This is a genomic window from Pseudomonas sp. NUPR-002 (assembly GCF_056322725.1).
This window is the reverse complement of the sequence record NZ_CM150476.1, coordinates 3,199,947-3,215,785: the sequence shown is the minus strand read 5'-3', so window position 1 is coordinate 3,215,785 and position 15,839 is coordinate 3,199,947. Positions and strand designations below refer to the sequence as shown.

14 protein-coding genes are annotated in these 15,839 nt (G+C 62.3%); 6 read left to right on the top strand and 8 right to left on the bottom strand.

The genetic code is table 11. From position 1 onward, the window contains the following. Positions 1-41 precede the first annotated feature (41 nt). Together ACVWSC_RS14570 and ACVWSC_RS14565 are read left to right on the top strand one after the other, a co-directional pair. Complete coding sequence (locus tag ACVWSC_RS14570; protein WP_476461674.1) at positions 42-1,448, top strand: DUF1254 domain-containing protein; 1,407 nt, start codon at positions 42-44, stop codon at positions 1,446-1,448. A gap of 32 nt (positions 1,449-1,480) precedes the next feature. After that, positions 1,481-2,509, top strand: a complete 1,029-nt coding sequence (locus ACVWSC_RS14565; RefSeq protein ID WP_476461673.1) for a DUF1254 domain-containing protein — start codon at positions 1,481-1,483, stop codon at positions 2,507-2,509. Positions 2,510-2,558: 49 nt separating this feature from the next. Here the strand turns inward: ACVWSC_RS14565 and ACVWSC_RS14560 are convergent, their stop codons facing one another. Continuing rightward, positions 2,559-4,355 (bottom strand): acyl-CoA dehydrogenase C-terminal domain-containing protein, encoded by a 1,797-nt coding sequence (locus ACVWSC_RS14560; protein ID WP_476461672.1) that lies wholly within the window; start codon positions 4,353-4,355, stop codon positions 2,559-2,561. Between the two features lie 263 nt (positions 4,356-4,618). Between ACVWSC_RS14560 and ACVWSC_RS14555 the strand changes: the two genes are divergently transcribed. From ACVWSC_RS14555 to ACVWSC_RS14540, 4 genes are all read left to right on the top strand, one after another. Further along, positions 4,619-6,319: an FAD-dependent monooxygenase gene (locus ACVWSC_RS14555; RefSeq protein WP_476461671.1), complete on the top strand. Its 1,701-nt coding sequence runs from the start codon at positions 4,619-4,621 to the stop codon at positions 6,317-6,319. A 10-nt stretch (positions 6,320-6,329) separates the two neighbouring features. Then, a complete protein-coding gene (locus ACVWSC_RS14550; protein ID WP_476461670.1) occupies positions 6,330-6,518 on the top strand; it encodes a DUF2783 domain-containing protein in 189 nt (62 codons plus the stop codon). 85 nt (positions 6,519-6,603) lie between these two features. Continuing rightward, positions 6,604-7,938, top strand: coding sequence for an MFS transporter (locus ACVWSC_RS14545; RefSeq protein WP_476461669.1), 1,335 nt, complete (start codon positions 6,604-6,606; stop codon positions 7,936-7,938). A 40-nt stretch (positions 7,939-7,978) separates the two neighbouring features. Continuing rightward, complete coding sequence (locus ACVWSC_RS14540) at positions 7,979-8,797, top strand: helix-turn-helix transcriptional regulator (RefSeq protein ID WP_476461668.1); 819 nt, start codon at positions 7,979-7,981, stop codon at positions 8,795-8,797. A gap of 131 nt (positions 8,798-8,928) precedes the next feature. Here ACVWSC_RS14540 and ACVWSC_RS14535 read toward each other — a convergent pair whose 3' ends face one another. The 7 genes from ACVWSC_RS14535 to ACVWSC_RS14505 all read right to left on the bottom strand — a co-directional run bounded on the left by ACVWSC_RS14535 (position 8,929) and on the right by ACVWSC_RS14505 (position 15,749). Then, complete coding sequence (locus tag ACVWSC_RS14535; RefSeq protein WP_476461667.1) at positions 8,929-9,552, bottom strand: TetR/AcrR family transcriptional regulator; 624 nt, start codon at positions 9,550-9,552, stop codon at positions 8,929-8,931. Next, complete coding sequence (locus tag ACVWSC_RS14530; protein WP_476461666.1) at positions 9,545-10,861, bottom strand: spinster family MFS transporter; 1,317 nt, start codon at positions 10,859-10,861, stop codon at positions 9,545-9,547. The genes ACVWSC_RS14535 and ACVWSC_RS14530 overlap by 8 nt, the downstream gene beginning before the upstream one ends. 68 nt (positions 10,862-10,929) lie before the next feature. Beyond that, the gene (gene dmpG, locus ACVWSC_RS14525; RefSeq protein WP_476461665.1) at positions 10,930-11,961 is read right to left on the bottom strand and encodes a 4-hydroxy-2-oxovalerate aldolase; all 1,032 of its coding nucleotides are present in this window, start codon (positions 11,959-11,961) and stop codon (positions 10,930-10,932) included. 10 nt (positions 11,962-11,971) lie between these two features. Then, entirely contained in the window at positions 11,972-12,898 is a 927-nt protein-coding gene (locus tag ACVWSC_RS14520) for an acetaldehyde dehydrogenase (acetylating) (RefSeq protein ID WP_476461664.1), read from the bottom strand. 39 nt (positions 12,899-12,937) lie between these two features. After that, positions 12,938-13,729, bottom strand: coding sequence for a fumarylacetoacetate hydrolase family protein (locus ACVWSC_RS14515; protein ID WP_476461663.1), 792 nt, complete (start codon positions 13,727-13,729; stop codon positions 12,938-12,940). 70 nt (positions 13,730-13,799) lie between these two features. After that, positions 13,800-14,573 carry a glucose 1-dehydrogenase gene (locus ACVWSC_RS14510; protein ID WP_476461662.1) on the bottom strand — a complete coding sequence of 258 codons (774 nt, stop codon included), beginning with the start codon at positions 14,571-14,573 and terminating at the stop codon, positions 13,800-13,802. A gap of 195 nt (positions 14,574-14,768) precedes the next feature. Then, on the bottom strand, positions 14,769-15,749 hold the full coding sequence (locus tag ACVWSC_RS14505; RefSeq protein WP_476461661.1) for a flavin reductase: 981 nt from the start codon (positions 15,747-15,749) through the stop codon (positions 14,769-14,771). Positions 15,750-15,839 lie beyond the last annotated feature (90 nt).

Below are 15,839 nucleotides of genomic sequence, written 5' to 3'. Positions count from 1 at the left end.
GTCGGGCGTCAAGCGCCTGGCTGCCATCCAAGGAGCTTCATGTGAACAAGAAAAATATCAAACACATTCTAGCGATCGTACTCTTCACCCTGCTCAGCCATACCTACGTGTCCACTGCCCAGGCGTTGACCGCAGACGAGGCGCGCAGCGTTGCCAAGCAAGCCTATATCTATGGCTTTCCGGTGGTGGATCACTACCGGGTCCAGTACACCTACTTCCAGGACCGCAACCACCCGGAATTCAAGGCGCCATGGAACACCCTGCACAACACCGCGCGCATCTACACCCCGGACGACAAGGCCTATCCGACGCCGAACGCCGACACCCCATACTCGCAGCTGGGCGCTGACCTGCGCAGCGAGCCGTTGGTGCTGAGCATGCCGCAGGTGGAAGCAGGGCGTTATTATTCGGCGCAATTCGTCGATGCCTACACGCATAACTTCGGCTATGTCGGCAGCCGTGCTACCGGCAATGGCGGCGGTACCTTCCTGCTGGTCGGGCCGCACTGGCAGGGCAAGGTGCCCGCCGGCATCGACCGCGTGTTTCGCTCTGAAACCGAGTTCGCGTTTGTCTTCTATCGCACGCAGCTCAAGGGCCAGAACGATCTCGACAATGTCAAAAAGGTCCAGGCCGGCTACAAGGTCCAGCCACTCTCGGCGTTTCTCGGCCAGCCCGCGCCACCAGCCGCACCTGCCGTCGACTTTCTGGTGCCACTGAGCCCCGAGGCCGAGCGCAACAGCCTGGCGTTTTTCAAGCAACTGAATTTTGTACTGGGCTTTTGCACCATTCACCCGTCGGAACGCGAGCTGATGGCGCAGTTTGCCAAGCTGGGGATTGGCCCGGGCCTGACGTTTGACGAAGCGGCCTTGCCTGCGGATATCCGCGAAGCCATGACGGCCGGTATCGCCGATGCCTGGCGTGACTTCGACGCGCTTGGCCAACAGGTGGCACGCGGCGAGGTTTCCACTTCGCGCTTCCTTGGCAGCCGTGAATTCCTCGGCAACAACTACCTGTACCGGATGCGTGCAACGGTCACCGGCCTGTATGGCAATGACCGTGAAGAAACCCTTTACCCACCGTTCTACCTGGACAGCAATGGGCAGAAACTCGATGCTTCAAAGCACCGTTACACCTTGCGTTTTGCTGCCGATCAACTGCCGCCGGTCAACGCCTTCTGGTCGCTGACCTTGTACGACGCCAAGCGCCTGCTGGTGGCCAATCCGCTGAATCGCTACCTGATCAACTCGCCGATGCTGCCTGATCTCAAGCGCGACGCTGATGGTGGGGTCACCCTGTACATCCAGCATCAACGCCCGGAAAAAGCCCGGGAAAGCAACTGGCTGCCGGCCCCGGACGGCCCGTTCTACATCGCCGGGCGCTTGTACTGGCCGAAACCCGAAGCGCTTGACGGCCGCTGGCAGGCCCCGCGCATCGAGCGCATGGATTGATCCTGCCCACCGCAACGACAAGGAGCTTTGATATGCCTGTACGCAAGAACAGATTGCTGCCACTTGCCCTGATTGCGCCGCTGTATCTGGCCAGCGTTGCCCACGCCGCTGAGGTCCCGGTGACGGTGGACAATTTCGTCCGCGCCGAGTCGCACAAGTTCTTCAAACGCGTGGTTGAACGGGGTGGCTTCGCCAAATTTGTGCACAACCGCGACCTGGTTCCGGTCGAAAGCCAGGTGGTGATTCGGCCCAATCGCGACACCCTGTACTCCTCAGCGGTGTTTGACCTGGAGGCCGGGCCGGTCACCGTGACATTGCCCGACGCCGGTAAACGCTACTTCTCGCTAATGGCCATCAGTGAGGACCAGTACACCAAGGGCCTGGCGTATGCGCCTGGACAGTACCGCTTCACTCGCGATTCAGTGGGCACGCGCTATGTGCTGCTGGGCATCCGTACTCTGGTAGACCCTACCTCTGCCAGCGATCTGGCGCAGGGCCGTGCGCTGCAGGACGCCATCCAGGTCACGCAAGAAGGCGGTAGCGGCCACTTCGACGTGCCGCAATGGAACCAGGCGGACCTCAATGCCCTGCGCGGAACGCTGCTGAAACTGGCAAGCGGCGTCAGCGATTCACACGGCATGTTCGGTCAGCCGCAGGACGTTGACCCGGTGCGCCACTTCATTGGCAGTGCCAGTGCCTGGGGCGGTAATCCTTCGCGCGATGCCTACTACCTCAACGTCACGCCGACGCAGAACGACGGCCACACCCCTTACCAGCTGGAGGTCAAGGATGTGCCGGTCGATGCCTTCTGGTCGGTCAGCGTCTACAACGCCGACGGTTACTTCCAGCGCAATCCGCAAAACGCTTACGCGCTCAACAACCTGACCGCGAAACGCGAGGCCGATGGCCGTATCGTTGTGCATTTTGGTGGTTGCGAGGCGCAGGTTACCAACTGTTTGCCGATTACCGCGCAGTGGAACTACATGGTGCGGCTGTACAAGCCGCAGGCGCAGGTACTTGATGGCAGTTGGCAGTTCCCGCTGGCGAAACCAGCGGGATAAGCAGTTAAAGCGCCCGGTGAGTCGATCACCGGGCGCTGTCTTTCAGCGTTTAGAACAACGAGATGTCCATGTCCTGCACGGCGTCACCGCCTGTTGTCACGGTGCGCGCCAGGCCCTCGGCACGCGGCAGCAGGTGCGCGGCGTAAAAACGCGCGGTCAGCAACTTGCTGCGATAGAAGTCCTCCTCGGTTGTGCCTGCCTTGAGCTGGCGGTCAGCGGCAGCTGCAGAGCGGGCCATCAACCAGCCACCGCATACAGTACCGAACAGCTCCAGCAACGGCACCGAGCCGGCCAGCACCTGCGGTGCGTTGGCCTTGAAGTTGGACACGGTGAAGGCCACGGCCGCTTCCAGCGCGGTGACGGCGTTGGCCTGGGCTTGGGCGATACCTTGCAACAATGGCTCGGCGCTGCTGGCGAGCGCTTCGAGGTCCTGGCGCATGCGGGCGATCAGCACGCCAATGGCTTCGCCACCATCGCGGGCGATCTTGCGCCCGGCCAGGTCTGCGGCCTGAATACCGGTGGTGCCTTCGTAGATCGTGGTGATGCGTGCATCGCGCAAATGCTGGGCAGCACCGGTTTCCTCGATATAGCCCATGCCGCCGTGAACCTGCACACCCAGCGAGGCGATATCGACCGCCGACTCGGTGCCGCAACCTTTGACCACCGGGATCATCAGCTCGACAAAGGCTTGCGCTGCCTGGCGCTGGGTAGGGTCAGGGTGACGCTCGGCGCAGTCCATCGCCGTGGCGACTTCGCAGGCGATGGCGCGCAGCGCTTCGGTGCGGGCTTTCATCGATAGCAGCATGCGCCGCACGTCCGGGTGGCTGATGATCGCGACTTTGTCGCGGTGCTTAGCCCCGGCTTCGGTGCCCTGAACGCGCTCCCGAGCGTAGGCGAGGGCGCGTTGGTAAGCCCGCTCGGACAGGCCCACGCCTTCGATACCGACGGAAAAACGCGCGGCGTTCATCATGATGAACATGTATTCCAACCCACGGTTTTCTTCACCGACCAGCCAGCCCTGGGCGCCCTGGTGATCACCAAAGGCCAACACTGCAGTGGGGCTGCCATGAATGCCGAGCTTGTGCTCAAGCGAAGCGCAGCGCACGTCGTTACGGGCGCCGAGGCTGCCGTCTGGTTGCACCAGGAACTTGGGCACGAGGAACAGCGAGATGCCTTTGACCCCTTCCGGCGCTCCCGGAACGCGGGCCAGCACCAGGTGCACGATGTTATCGGTGAGGTCGTGCTCGCCGTAGGTAATGAAGATTTTCTGGCCGAACAGCCGGTAGCTGCCATCGCCTTGCGGTTCGGCGCGGCTGCGCACGGCGGCAAGGTCCGAGCCGGCCTGCGGTTCGGTCAGGTTCATGGTACCGGTCCACTGGCCACTGATCATCTTCGTCAGGTAGGTGTCTTTCAAGTAGTCCGAGCCGCACAACTCAATCGCCTCGATGGCGCCACGGGTGAGCATCGGGCACAGGCCGAACGACACGTTGGCGCCGTTCCACATTTCCTCTACCAGCGCCGACACCAGACGCGGCAAGCCCTGGCCGCCAAAGTCTGGATGGCAGGAGAGGGCGTTCCAGCCGCCGTCGACAAACTGCTCATAGGCAGCCTGCCAGCCTTTTGCCGTGGTCACTTCGCCTGCCTGCCAGCGCGCACCCTCGCGGTCGCCGATCACGTTCAGCGGCGACAGTACACCTTCAGCGAACTTGCCGGCCTCACCGAGGATGGCATCGACCAGATCGGTACTCAGGTCTTCACAACCGGGTAACGCATTGACGTGTTGCAGGTAGCCCAGTTCGTTGAGGACGAACTGCATATCACGCAGGGGGGCGCTGTATTCACTCATGGTGGAAAACCTCATAGGACGTATCAAGCGGGATCAAAGGTCCAGAGTTCAACAGATTGCCGGCGAGCATCACCCACCCTTGCGGAGGGGCAGTGCTGCAGTGTGCAGAGCGGGGCCTGGGGCAGGGCGCCGGGCGGTAATGATTGATCTGGCGCAAAGTTGTCTCCTTGAGGGGACATGCTTTTGCTGCGCACGCCTTAAAGTGCGATGCAGATCCGAAACGGCGCAGGCCGATAAGCATAAAAATCCGGAGATGCAGCGCTATGCATACACCACTCGCCGAGCCTCGTCGCTCTATTTATTTCAATTACCAGGTGTTCCCTGCCCATACCGCCAGTGTCACTGCTACAGAGGTTGAGCGGCGCCCCGTGGTGATTGTCGGTGCCGGGCCCATTGGCCTGACCACCGCACTGGACCTGGCCCGCTACGGTATCCCGTCGGTTGTGCTGGAGGCTGAACGTCAAGTCAGCGAAGGCAGCCGAGCCATCGTCTTCACCCGCCGCTCGCTGGAAATTCTGCAGCAAGTGGGCGTCAGCGAACGTGTCACTGATGCGGGCTTGGGCTGGCGCTTTGGCAACTCGTTCTACCGCAATCAGCGGGTGTTTCGCATGGAGGCGCCACACGACCCGGACGATCGCTTTGCGCCCATGACCAACTTGCAACAGCCTTGCCTGGAGCAGTTTCTGGTCGATGCCTGCCAGGCCAACCCACTGATCGAGCTGCGTTGGGGTAACAAGGTCAATGCCCTGAGCCAGGCTGAGGACTATGCAACGCTGGAGGTCGATACCCCGGCGGGCGAGTACACCCTGCACGCCAACTGGCTGATCGCCGCCGATGGTGCACGCTCGGCCATTCGCAGTCATCTTGGCCTGCAACTGGAAGGCGCCTCCTATGAAGGCCGCTTTGTGATTGCCGACATCAAGATCGACCTCGACCTGCCCACCGAGCGCCTGGCCTATTTCGATCCGCAGTGGAACCCCGGCAATACCGTGCTCATGCACCGCGAACCAGGCAATATCTGGCGCATCGACTATCAGCTACCGCGTGACGAAACACCGGAGCAGGCCTTGCACCCTGACTCGCTGCGCGAGCGTATCAATGCCCAGCTGAAGATTGTCGGGGTACAAAACCCGCAATGGCAGCTGGATTGGTGCTCGGTGTACTCGGCGCGGGCCCTGACCTTGCCGAATTACATCCACAATCGTGTGATTTTCACCGGTGATGCCGCGCATTTGCTGCCTATTTTTGGTGTGCGTGGTGCCAACACCGGTTTCCAGGACTGTCACGACCTGGGCTGGAAACTGGCCCTGACCCTCAAGGGCCTGGCCGGGCCGGAGTTGCTGGCATCGTACTGCGCAGAGCGGGTAGGGGCCGCGCGCGAAATCATTGCCGAGGCGGGCAAGAGTACCCGTTTCATGACCCCACCCACCCCGGGCCACTGCCTGGTGCGGGACGCGGTGCTGTCGCTGTCACTGACCCAGGCGTTCGTTCGCCCGCTGTATCACTGGCGCACCTCGCGGCCCCACGACTACGTTGACTCCGCCCTCAACTGCAAAGGCGACGACAACGGCGACTTCGCCGGCGGTCCCGCGCAGGGGGCACCGCTGTTGAACATCAAACTCGCGGACAACCAGTTCCTTTTCGACCAGCTGGGGGCATCGTTCTACCTGCTGTACTTCACCGACAGCGGCGAAGTACCCAACGATGTTCAGGTTGAAGTGCAAGCGCTGCGCGCACGCGGTGTGCCGCTACAGGTCCTGGCCATTGCCGGCAATCAACAAACCGCCGTCGCTGGGGCAGATGCACTGATCGATGACCGTAGCGGCCACATGCGCAACAAATACGCTGCGGCGGCGGGCAGTGCCTACCTGGTGCGTCCAGACCAGCATGTGTGCGCACGCTGGCATCAACTCAGCGGCCAAGCCCTGCGCGGCGCTGTCGAAACGGCCCTGGGCAATGCGTGAGGAGCAGACCATGGAACACCCGCAATTGAGCATTACCGAGCTTGAACACATCTACGACCAACTGGCCGACGCCCTCGATCTGGCAGCTGAGGGCAAACGTGAACTATTCCTGGTGAAACTGGCGCTGCTCAGTGCCCAGGCACTGGGTGATGCCAAGCAATTTGAGCAACTGACCCGCACAGCCTTGCTCGACCTGTAATCAGCCTGTCTCTGCCGTGCAATGGCCTCCGGCTTGCCTGTGCAAGCCGGTGAGCCCACCTATAACAATAATCAGGAGCCAGCCAATGACGCGCAGTCATAGTGCCAACGCGAGCGCCTCGGCGCCGACCGATGCTCACGACCGCTACCAGCAGGTGTGTAACAAAGTCTCGAAAAGGCTGATCGCCTTTTTGTTTGTGTGTTTTGTGTTGTCGTTTCTGGATCGCATCAACATCGGCTTTGCCGGCCTGACCATGATGGGCGACCTCGGCCTGAGCAGTACGCAGTTCGGTCTGGCCAGCACCTTTTTCTATATCGCCTACATCGCCTGTGGCATTCCCAGCAACATCGTCCTGGCGCGAATCGGTGCCCGGCGCTGGATCGGCAGCCTGATGATTGCCTGGGGCCTGGCCTCGACCTGCACCCTGTTTGCCACCGATGCCACCTCGCTGTACCTGTTGCGCATTCTGGTGGGCGTGACCGAAGCCGGGTTTCTGCCGGGCGTGTTGCTGTACCTGACCTTCTGGTTTCCCGCAGCCTACCGGGCCCGCGCCAATGCGCTGTTCATGATTGCCATGCCGTTTACAGCAGGTTTCAGCGCGGCGTTGTCCGGCCTGATTCTGGGGCTGGATGGCACTTGGGGTTTAAAGGGCTGGCAATGGCTGTTTTTGCTTGAAGGCCTGCCTTCGGTACTGGTGGGCTGTGTGGTATTCGGATACCTCGATGATCGCCCGCAGAAGGCCAAGTGGCTCGATAGCCAGGAACAGCAACTGCTGCAACACGCACTGGATGCAGAGGCGGCTGCGGCAAGGGCGACCAGCCCCGAGCGACCTCGCAGCCTCTGGGCCGAGCTGACCTCGCCGCGGATTTTGTTGTTCTGTCTGGTGTATTTTTGCCTGGTCAACACCCTGGCAATGATTGCGGTGTGGACACCGTTGATCGTCAAAGGCTTCAACAGCACCAGCAGTAACCAGGTGGTTGGCGTGCTGGCGGCCATACCGCAAGTCTGCACCATCATCCTGATGATCGTCTGGGGCCTGCACTCGGACCGCACCCGCGAACGCCGCTGGCACCTGGTGTTGCCGATGCTGCTGGCGGCGGCCGGCTGGATACTCACGGCTGTATCGAACGTGCCAGCGCTGCAATTGCTGGGGGTGTGCATGGCGGCGAGCGGCTCCTACACCGCCATGTCGATCTTCTGGACCACCCCTGACCAGGTGCTGAGCCTGGGCGCCCGCGCCGTGGGCATTGCGGTGATCAACGCCGTCGGCAATATCGGCTCGGCAGTCAATCCGTTGGTGGTCGGCTGGTTGAAAGACCTGAGCCAGGGCTTCGCTTCAGGCTTTGTCTATGCGGCCATTCTGATGATCCTCGGCGCACTGTTAGCCTTGCGTCTGCCGATTGCAGCGCCGGCGCGCTGAAGGGTGATAGAGTGGCCTCGACACTCACAGAGACTTCGTCATGCAGTACTGGCCCCTGCGTCCCGGCAGTAGTGAACATAGCCTCAACCTTGGCCATGCCGCCAACCTGCTTGCGCGGGTAGGCCAGAACCGCAGCCGCTACCTGGCCGCCGACCTGCTGCAGGTCGTCGGTCCCAGTGTGCCGCTGGCCCAGTGCACGATCTTCGCTTATCCCAAGCGCCGCAATGCCGAAGTGTTCTCGTTTGCCGACCGGGCGCGTGAAGTGTCGTTGCCGGTGATTTCCAACAAGTACGTCCAGCGCTTTTTCGGCCTGGACGGCAACCAGCACGTCATCAACCAGGGCAGTGGCGGGCACGAGACCATCGTGCAGCGCCAGTCGATTGATGACATCACCCACAAAGAATACCGGCGCATTTGCTATGAACAGCCGCAGATTTCCGAGCGGCTGGCGTTACTGACGCACTGTGACAGCAACCGCTGGTTGTCGCTCAACTTCTACCGTGGCCGCGAGCATGGGCGCTTCTCCGAGCGGGAAATGCACCACCTGGAAACCCTCGCACCGCTGTTGATCCAGGCCGTGCGCCTGCATTACCACGCCTACCTGCAGGCCAACGAACTGCCACTGCTGCTCGCTGAGCGGGTGATCAGGCAACAACACATCGAATTGACCGCGCGTGAACAGCAGCTGTTGCGCCTGATGCTCAGTGGTCTGGCGGTAGACGAGATTGCCGAACAGCTTGGCGTTCGCCCGGTCAGCGCTGCCACCTACGTCAAGCGCCTGTATCGCAAATTGGGTATCAATGGTTTGCGAGAACTGTTCGGGCTGGCTACCCAGGCCGAATGGCAGATGGATCGCTGACGTTCAGTCACAACGCCTCGCGGGGCAAGCCCGCTCCCACCGGTAGGCGCGGGCTTGCCCCGCGATAGCGATGTGACTGACAAACCGCAATCGCGAAATAAGTCGGGTCGCGGCGCCTACCAAGTGTTGCCTCAATGGCCAGTCAAGGCCGTTGTGCCCACCCTGTGCACATCAAGCACTCGCCAGCTCATTTTCACGAAATGCGCTTCGAGGTCGGCAGAGCTCCAGCCAGTGCTGGTGTTGCGCAACCCGTCGGCGGTGCCGAGCAAGGCCATGATTGCCAGCGCCGCCGACTCGACTTCAATGTCTCCCAGTGCGCCTGAGCGCTGACCTCGGCGTAACAGGTTGCACAGTTTTGCCTGCAGGCTGTTACTGCGGCGTGTCAGCCAATGCTGCTGGTGCGGGTCGAGGTGACGCAGTTCATGCTCCAGCACCTTGGCATCGGTGGGATGCGTCAGCTGCCAGGCCAACATGAACCGGATAAAACTGCGCAGCTCGGCGAGCACGCCTTTTTGGCGCGGCAGCTGCTGCCAGGCGCCATCGCGGGCTTCGAGTACGTGTGCCAGTACCGCCAACAATAAATCCTGTTTGCTGGCCACGTGGTGGTAGAGGCTGCCTGGCAGTATCCCGGCCCGGCTGGCCAGTTGGCGCATGGACATTGCGCCATAGCCAACTTCGGCCAGCAGGTCGCGGGCGGCAATCAGGATGAATTCTGCGCAGTCGCTCTGCAGCGCAGCTGAGGTTGCCTTAGGCATAGGCTGAAAGCCTCGAATGTCCGGTCAAGTGCTGGTAGGTACGCCACAGCAGGAAGATCGGTACCAGGATCGTGCAACTGACCAGCAGCAGGGCGTAGCGCAACGATTCGTCGGCGAAGGTCGGCATCAGCGCATCACTCAGCAAGCCGGTGGCCAGCGGGCCAATGCCCACACCGCACAGGGTGGAGATAATGGTCTGCAAGGCCACGGCGGTCGCCCGGCGGTGCGCGGGCACCAGTTGAGTCAACAACGAGAACGAAGGCCCCACCCACCAGACCGAGAAGAAACTGCTCAGCGCGCACCAGAGCATGGCGCTGGGCACCGGTACCGAGCCCACCCACATGAGGATATCGCCGGGCCACAGCAGGTAGGTGAATAGCGCAGCGCTGCCCAGAACATGGCCGATCAGCGGAATGCCGAGCTGCCAATGGGGGCTTTTTACTGCCAGGCGGTCGGTCAGCCAGCCACTGAACAATGCGCCGAGCCCGGCACAGCTGCCGCCGATCAGGCCGGCGAGAAAGCCTGCGTGTTGCACCGGCAGATTGTGCGAGCGCACCAGGAAGCTGGCGTTCCACATGGCATAAGCGTAAGCGCCGAAGGTGGTGATGCCGCAGGCCAGCACCAGGCAGCGAAAGGCCGGCTGCGCCAGCAGTTCGCGGGCACTGAGCAGCAGGCTCTGCGCGGGCGCTGCCACCTGTGCCGGGGTGAGGTCGAAGCGTCCGCGCGGTGGGTCGCGCATCACCAGGGCAAACAGCGCACTGAGGACCAGGGCGGGCAGGGCGACGGCAAAAAACGCGCTGCGCCAGCCATATTGATCCACCACCCAGGCGCCCACGCACAGGGCGATGATGGTCGAAAACGTCGGCGCAGCGGTGTAGCAACTGATGGCAAATGAACGTCGATGTGGCGGGTAGAGGTCGGCGATGATCGACAGTGACGTCGAGGTGCTTGGCGACTCGAACACCGCCACGGCCATGCGTGCGATCACCAACATGGTAAAACTGCTCGACAGCCCGCAAACCACCGTGGCCAATGCCCACAACAAACACGAGACCGCCAGCAGGCGGGTGCGCGGCATGTGGTCGGCCATGCGCCCGGCTGGCAGGCCGAGCACTACATAGACGGCCGCAAAGGCCAGGCCGGACACCAGGCCCATGGCGGTATCGCTGGCACCGAACTCCTGCTTGAGCGGTTCGATCATCACCGCAATGATCTGCCGGCCGACAAAGTTGTCGGCGTACATCATCGCGAGCAGAAACAGCAGGCCATGACCGCGCCAGCCTATGGGTTGAGGGTGCGTGCTGCTCATGGATGACTCCTGGCCAAGCCGTGGGGCGCGGTAAAGGCCCGGTCGCTACCCGGGCCGTGGTGGTGCGCTCAGGCGCGGGCGGTACGTTGTCTGGCCAGGGTCATGGCGGTGTCTTCGATCATGTCTTCCTGCCCGCCGACCATGCCGCGCCGGCCCATCTCGACCAGAATCTCCCGCGCCGGTACCCCGTACTTCTGCTCGGCACGCTTGGCAAACAGCAAGAACGAGCCGTAGACCCCGGCATAGCCCATGGTCAAGGCATCGCGGTCGCTGCGAATCGGGAAGTCCATGATCGGCACCACCAGGTCTTCAGCCACATCCTGGATACCGAACACGCTGACACCGGTTTCAATGCCGATCCGCTCGCACACCGCCACCAGCACTTCCATCGGCGTGTTGCCGGCGCCAGCGCCCAGACCTGCACAGGCAGCGTCGATACGCCCGGCGCCTGCAGCAATGGCGGCGATGGAGTTGGCCACGCCCATCGACAGGTTGTGGTGGCCATGAAAGCCGATTTCAGTCTCAGGCTTGAGCGCCGCCCGCATGGCCGCCACCCGCGCGCTGACATCGTGAGGCAGCAAGTAGCCGGCCGAGTCGGTCAAGTAGATGCAGTTGGCGCCGTAGCTCTCCATCAGCAGGCCCTGTTTGACCAGGCCTTCCGGGCTGTTCATGTGCGCCATCATCAGAAAGCCGACGGTGTCCATGCCCAGGCTGCGGGCATGGGCGATGTGCTGTTCGCTGACATCCGCCTCGGTGCAGTGGGTGGCCACGCGTATGGTGCTGACGCCAAGCCCGTGGGCCATTTTCAGGTGATCGACGGTGCCAATCCCCGGCAACAACAGCGCCGAGACCTTGGCGTTTTTCATCAGCGGGATCACCGCCGACAAATACGCTTCATCGCTGTGCGCCGGAAAACCGTAGTTCACCGAGCTGCCACCGAGGCCATCGCCGTGGGTGACTTCAATCAGCGGCACGCCGGCCTGGTCCAGGCCACAGGCGATGTCTTTCATCTGCTGCAAGCTGATGCGATGACGCTTGGGGTGCATGCCGTCGCGCAAGCACATGTCGTGAACGGTGATTTTCTTGCCGCTAAGTTCCATGGACATTTCCTCAGGCAATGACAGGTTCGGGGAGGGCGCGCAGCACCAGCTCGCCCTTGAGGATTTCCTCGGCGAACATTTCCGCGGTGCGGGCGGCGGCAGCGGTCATGATGTCGAGGTTGCCGGCGTATTTGGGCAGGTAGTCACCCAGGCCTTCGACTTCCATGAAGATCGACACCCGATTGCCATCGAACACCGGGCCGTTGACCAGCTTGTAGCCGGGTACATAGCGCTGGACCTGGAGGATCATCGCGTCGATGGCGGCGCGGATCGCAGGTTCGTCAGGGCTGTCGGCGGTCAGGCAGTGCACGGTGTCGCGCATGATCAGCGGCGGTTCGGCGGGGTTGACGATGATGATTGCCTTGCCCTGTTTCGCACCGCCTACCTGTTCGACCGCGCGGGCCGTGGTACGGGTGAATTCGTCAATGTTCTTGCGGGTGCCCGGGCCGACCGATTTCGACGCCGCCGTGGCAATGATCTCGGCATAATCCACCGTCTGCACGCTGGAGACGGCCGCCACCAGCGGGATGGTTGCCTGGCCACCACAGGTGACCATGTTGACGTTCATCACGCCACGCGCCAGGTTGGCCTTGAGGTTGACCGGCGGCACGCAATAGGGGCCGATGGCGCAGGGGGTGAGGTCGATCATCAGCACGCCCAGGGCATTGAGCTTGCGTGAGTTCTCGGCATGGACATAGGCGGAGGTGGCATCGAAGGCGATTTGCACCTGATCCTGCACAACGTGCGGCAACAGCCCATCAACACCGTCTGCCGTGGTTTTCAGACCCAGTTCACGGGCACGCTGCAGGCCTTCGGAGCCGGCTTCGATGCCGACCATCCACACCGGTTCCAGCACTTCGCTGCGCATCAGCTTGTAGAGCAGGTCGGTGCCGATATTGCCCGGTCCGATCAGCGCACATTTGATCTTCTTGCTCATGGTTCATCACTCCTGGAAAGAGGAAAGCAGCGTCCGCACTCAGGCCACGAAACGCAGGCTGGCATTGCCCAGCCCGCTCATCGACAGGTTGATGCGGTCACCGGGCTGCAGCGGTACCAGCGGCGCGAGGGCGCCGGAGAGAATGATTTCGCCTTGGCGAAACGGAATGCCCAGCTCGCCCAGGGTATTGGCCAACCACGCCACCGCTTCGCACGGGTGGCCCTGCACCGCTGAACCCAGGCCGCTGCCGGCGGGCTGGCCGTTCTTGAGCATGTGCATTTCGACGCGGGCCAGGTCCAGGTCACGCGGGTCGATGCGCTGTTCGCCGAGGGCGAATACGCCGCACGAGGCGTTGTCGGCGACGGTGTCTTGAATGCGGATCTGCCAGTTGTCGATACGCGAATCGACAATCTCGAAGCACGGCGTCACGGCCTGGCTGGCGGCCAGCACGTCTTCGGCGCGAATGCCGGGGCCGGTGAGGTCTTCGCCGAGGATAAAGGCGATTTCCCCTTCAGCCCGGGGCTGAATCAACTGATAGCGGGCAAAACTCACTTCACTGCCGTCGGCCACTTGCATGGCATCGGTGAGAAAGCCGAAGTCGGGCTGGTGCACATCCAGCATCTGTTGCACGGCGCGGCTGGTAACGCCGATTTTCTTGCCGATGACCCGTTCGCCCAAGGCTTCGCGGCGCTGCAGAAAACGCAGGGAAATCCGGTAGGCCTGGTCGAGGCTGATAGCCGGGTAACGCTGGGTTAGCGGGGCGAGGGTGGTGCGCCCACGCAAGGCGTTGAACAGTTCATCGCCCAGGGCGGTGATCAGGGAGGCATCCATGGCGGTTCGCTCTGTGGAAGGAATAAAAAGCCGGTCCCAAGGGGCCAGGGTACCGGCGAAAAGAGTGGAGTCAGGCCGGCCAGACGCTGCTGTCGGCACCGCCATCGACGTCGATGACCTTGCCGGTGACCCAGGCCGACGCCGGGCTGGCCAGGTACAGCGCGGCCGCAGCGATGTCTTCAGGCTGGCCCAGGCACTTGAGCGGGGTGTTGGCTTCCATGGTTTTGCGCATGGCATCGGGCATGACCCCGGCCAGGGCATCGGTAAGAATCGGCCCGGGCGACACGGCGTTGACCCTGACCAGCGGGGCGAAATCCTGTGCCAGCAAGCGCGTCAGCTGAACCAGCGCCGCCTTGGCGGTGCCATAAGCGCTGAAATGACGCTGGGCATAGCGCGCCGCGACCGAGCTGATGTTGATGACGTTGCCGCCACCGGCTTCGCACATCAGCGGCACGCACAGCTGGCATAAGGCGTAGGCACTGGAAACGTTGAAGCGCAGGATTTCTTCGAACTGCTCCAGCGGCATGCTCAAGGCGTTGTTGGGGCCACCGCCGCCGGCGTTATTGACCAGGTGGGTGATGCGCCCGAAATGCTCCAGGCTGCGTTGCACCAGGGCCTGGCGCTGCTCGCTGTCGTTGACATCGCAGGTAATTGCCAGGGCGCGGCGGCCAAGCTGGCGGATCTCGTCGGCGACCGCTTCGATGTCCGCAGCGCTGCGTGCGCTACAGACCACGTCGGCCCCGGCCTGGGCATAGGCCAAGGCGATTGCACGGCCGATGCCGCGACCGCTGCCGGTGATGATGGCGACACTGCCGGTAAGGGTGAAGCGTTGCAGAATGCTCATGGCTGTCCTTATTGTGCTGATGCGGATGGGGCCTTAGGCTCTGCATGAAAAGCCTTGATACTCGGTGATGCTGCGTTGAAAACAGCCTCGGAATGCTCATTTACAACCCGTAAACTCCGCTTCCTCGGCTGTTTTCGCCTTGCCTGACCTTCGTCTCAACGCTTTTCATACAGAGCCTAGTGGGGCAGGTGCGGCTCAGCGCGGTGCCCACAGGTCTGGCAAGCCCGGGTCCGAGGTGGCGATCAGGCGCTTGAGCAACACCTTGAGCGCTTGCGCGTCACTGGCGCCCAGGCGTGCGGACACGTCTTCCTCGACGGCTTTGGCCAGGGCAACCTCCTGCAGCGAGGCCTCGCGGCCGTCCGCCGTCAGTACATAACGAATCTGGTCATCCTCCACTTCCAGCGCGACCAGGTTCTGGCGTTCGAGAAAGCGCATGCTCGTGGCGCTGACCACATGACCGGTGTAGCCGACGAAGGTGTTGATCTCTTCCAGGGTCAAGCTGTCGCGGATACACAGGGTCGAGAGGATGAAAAACGCATGCTCATCGAGCTGCTGGCTTTTTAGCAGGCGACGCAATGCGTACAGCATCTGGTAGTGCGAGCGGCCGAGCAGGTAGCCGAGCAAGTCCTCGGTGTAGCTGCATTCGGGCGGTGGCGGGGTGGTTGCCAGGCGCAGCTCGCTTCTTGGCTTGCGCAGGGCCATTGCGTATTGGCCACTCTGAAAAGCCAGCGGTGCGCGATCGCTGTGGTCGAAGGCGAGCACTTCGCCGACGAAGATCACATGGTCGCCGCCTTCGTACTGAAAGGCCGTGCGGCACTGAAAGCGCGCGGTGCAGTCTTGCAGCAGCGGCGCGTTGCTGATGCCGGTGTCGAGCTCGACGCCGGTGAACTTGTCTTCGCCCTGACGGGCAAAGCGACCGGACATCGATTCCTGCTCAGTCGACAAAACGTGCACGTTCCAGTGGCGACCGCTGCTGAACACCGGCAGACTGCGTGCGTTCTTGGCCAGACTCCAGAGCACCAGCGGTGGGTTGAGCGAGACCGAGTTGAAACTGTTGGCGGTGATGCCGATCGGCGAGCCATCTTCGGCCTGGGTGGTGATGATCGTCACCCCCGTGGTAAAGGTGCCGAGTGCGGCGCGAAACGCTTGAGGATCGAAACAGCCGGGCGTTGCCATGATGGGCCTCATGCAATGAGTGTGCGTGTGGCCAGTATTGCCAGCGCCAACGGGCTTTACATCGTCTTTATGGACTAACGTTTTCGCCCC

Coding starts and splice junctions, on each gene's coding strand:
- ACVWSC_RS14565 (WP_476461673.1), top strand. CDS start 1,481: ATGCCTGTACGCAAGAACAGATTGCTGCCACTTGCCCTGATTGCGCCG.
- ACVWSC_RS14560 (WP_476461672.1), bottom strand. CDS start 4,355: ATGAGTGAATACAGCGCCCCCCTGCGTGATATGCAGTTCGTCCTCAAC.
- ACVWSC_RS14555 (WP_476461671.1), top strand. CDS start 4,619: ATGCATACACCACTCGCCGAGCCTCGTCGCTCTATTTATTTCAATTAC.
- ACVWSC_RS14550 (WP_476461670.1), top strand. CDS start 6,330: ATGGAACACCCGCAATTGAGCATTACCGAGCTTGAACACATCTACGAC.
- ACVWSC_RS14545 (WP_476461669.1), top strand. CDS start 6,604: ATGACGCGCAGTCATAGTGCCAACGCGAGCGCCTCGGCGCCGACCGAT.
- ACVWSC_RS14540 (WP_476461668.1), top strand. CDS start 7,979: ATGCAGTACTGGCCCCTGCGTCCCGGCAGTAGTGAACATAGCCTCAAC.
- ACVWSC_RS14535 (WP_476461667.1), bottom strand. CDS start 9,552: ATGCCTAAGGCAACCTCAGCTGCGCTGCAGAGCGACTGCGCAGAATTC.
- ACVWSC_RS14530 (WP_476461666.1), bottom strand. CDS start 10,861: ATGAGCAGCACGCACCCTCAACCCATAGGCTGGCGCGGTCATGGCCTG.
- dmpG (WP_476461665.1), bottom strand. CDS start 11,961: ATGGAACTTAGCGGCAAGAAAATCACCGTTCACGACATGTGCTTGCGC.
- ACVWSC_RS14520 (WP_476461664.1), bottom strand. CDS start 12,898: ATGAGCAAGAAGATCAAATGTGCGCTGATCGGACCGGGCAATATCGGC.
- ACVWSC_RS14515 (WP_476461663.1), bottom strand. CDS start 13,729: ATGGATGCCTCCCTGATCACCGCCCTGGGCGATGAACTGTTCAACGCC.
- ACVWSC_RS14510 (WP_476461662.1), bottom strand. CDS start 14,573: ATGAGCATTCTGCAACGCTTCACCCTTACCGGCAGTGTCGCCATCATC.
- ACVWSC_RS14505 (WP_476461661.1), bottom strand. CDS start 15,749: ATGGCAACGCCCGGCTGTTTCGATCCTCAAGCGTTTCGCGCCGCACTC.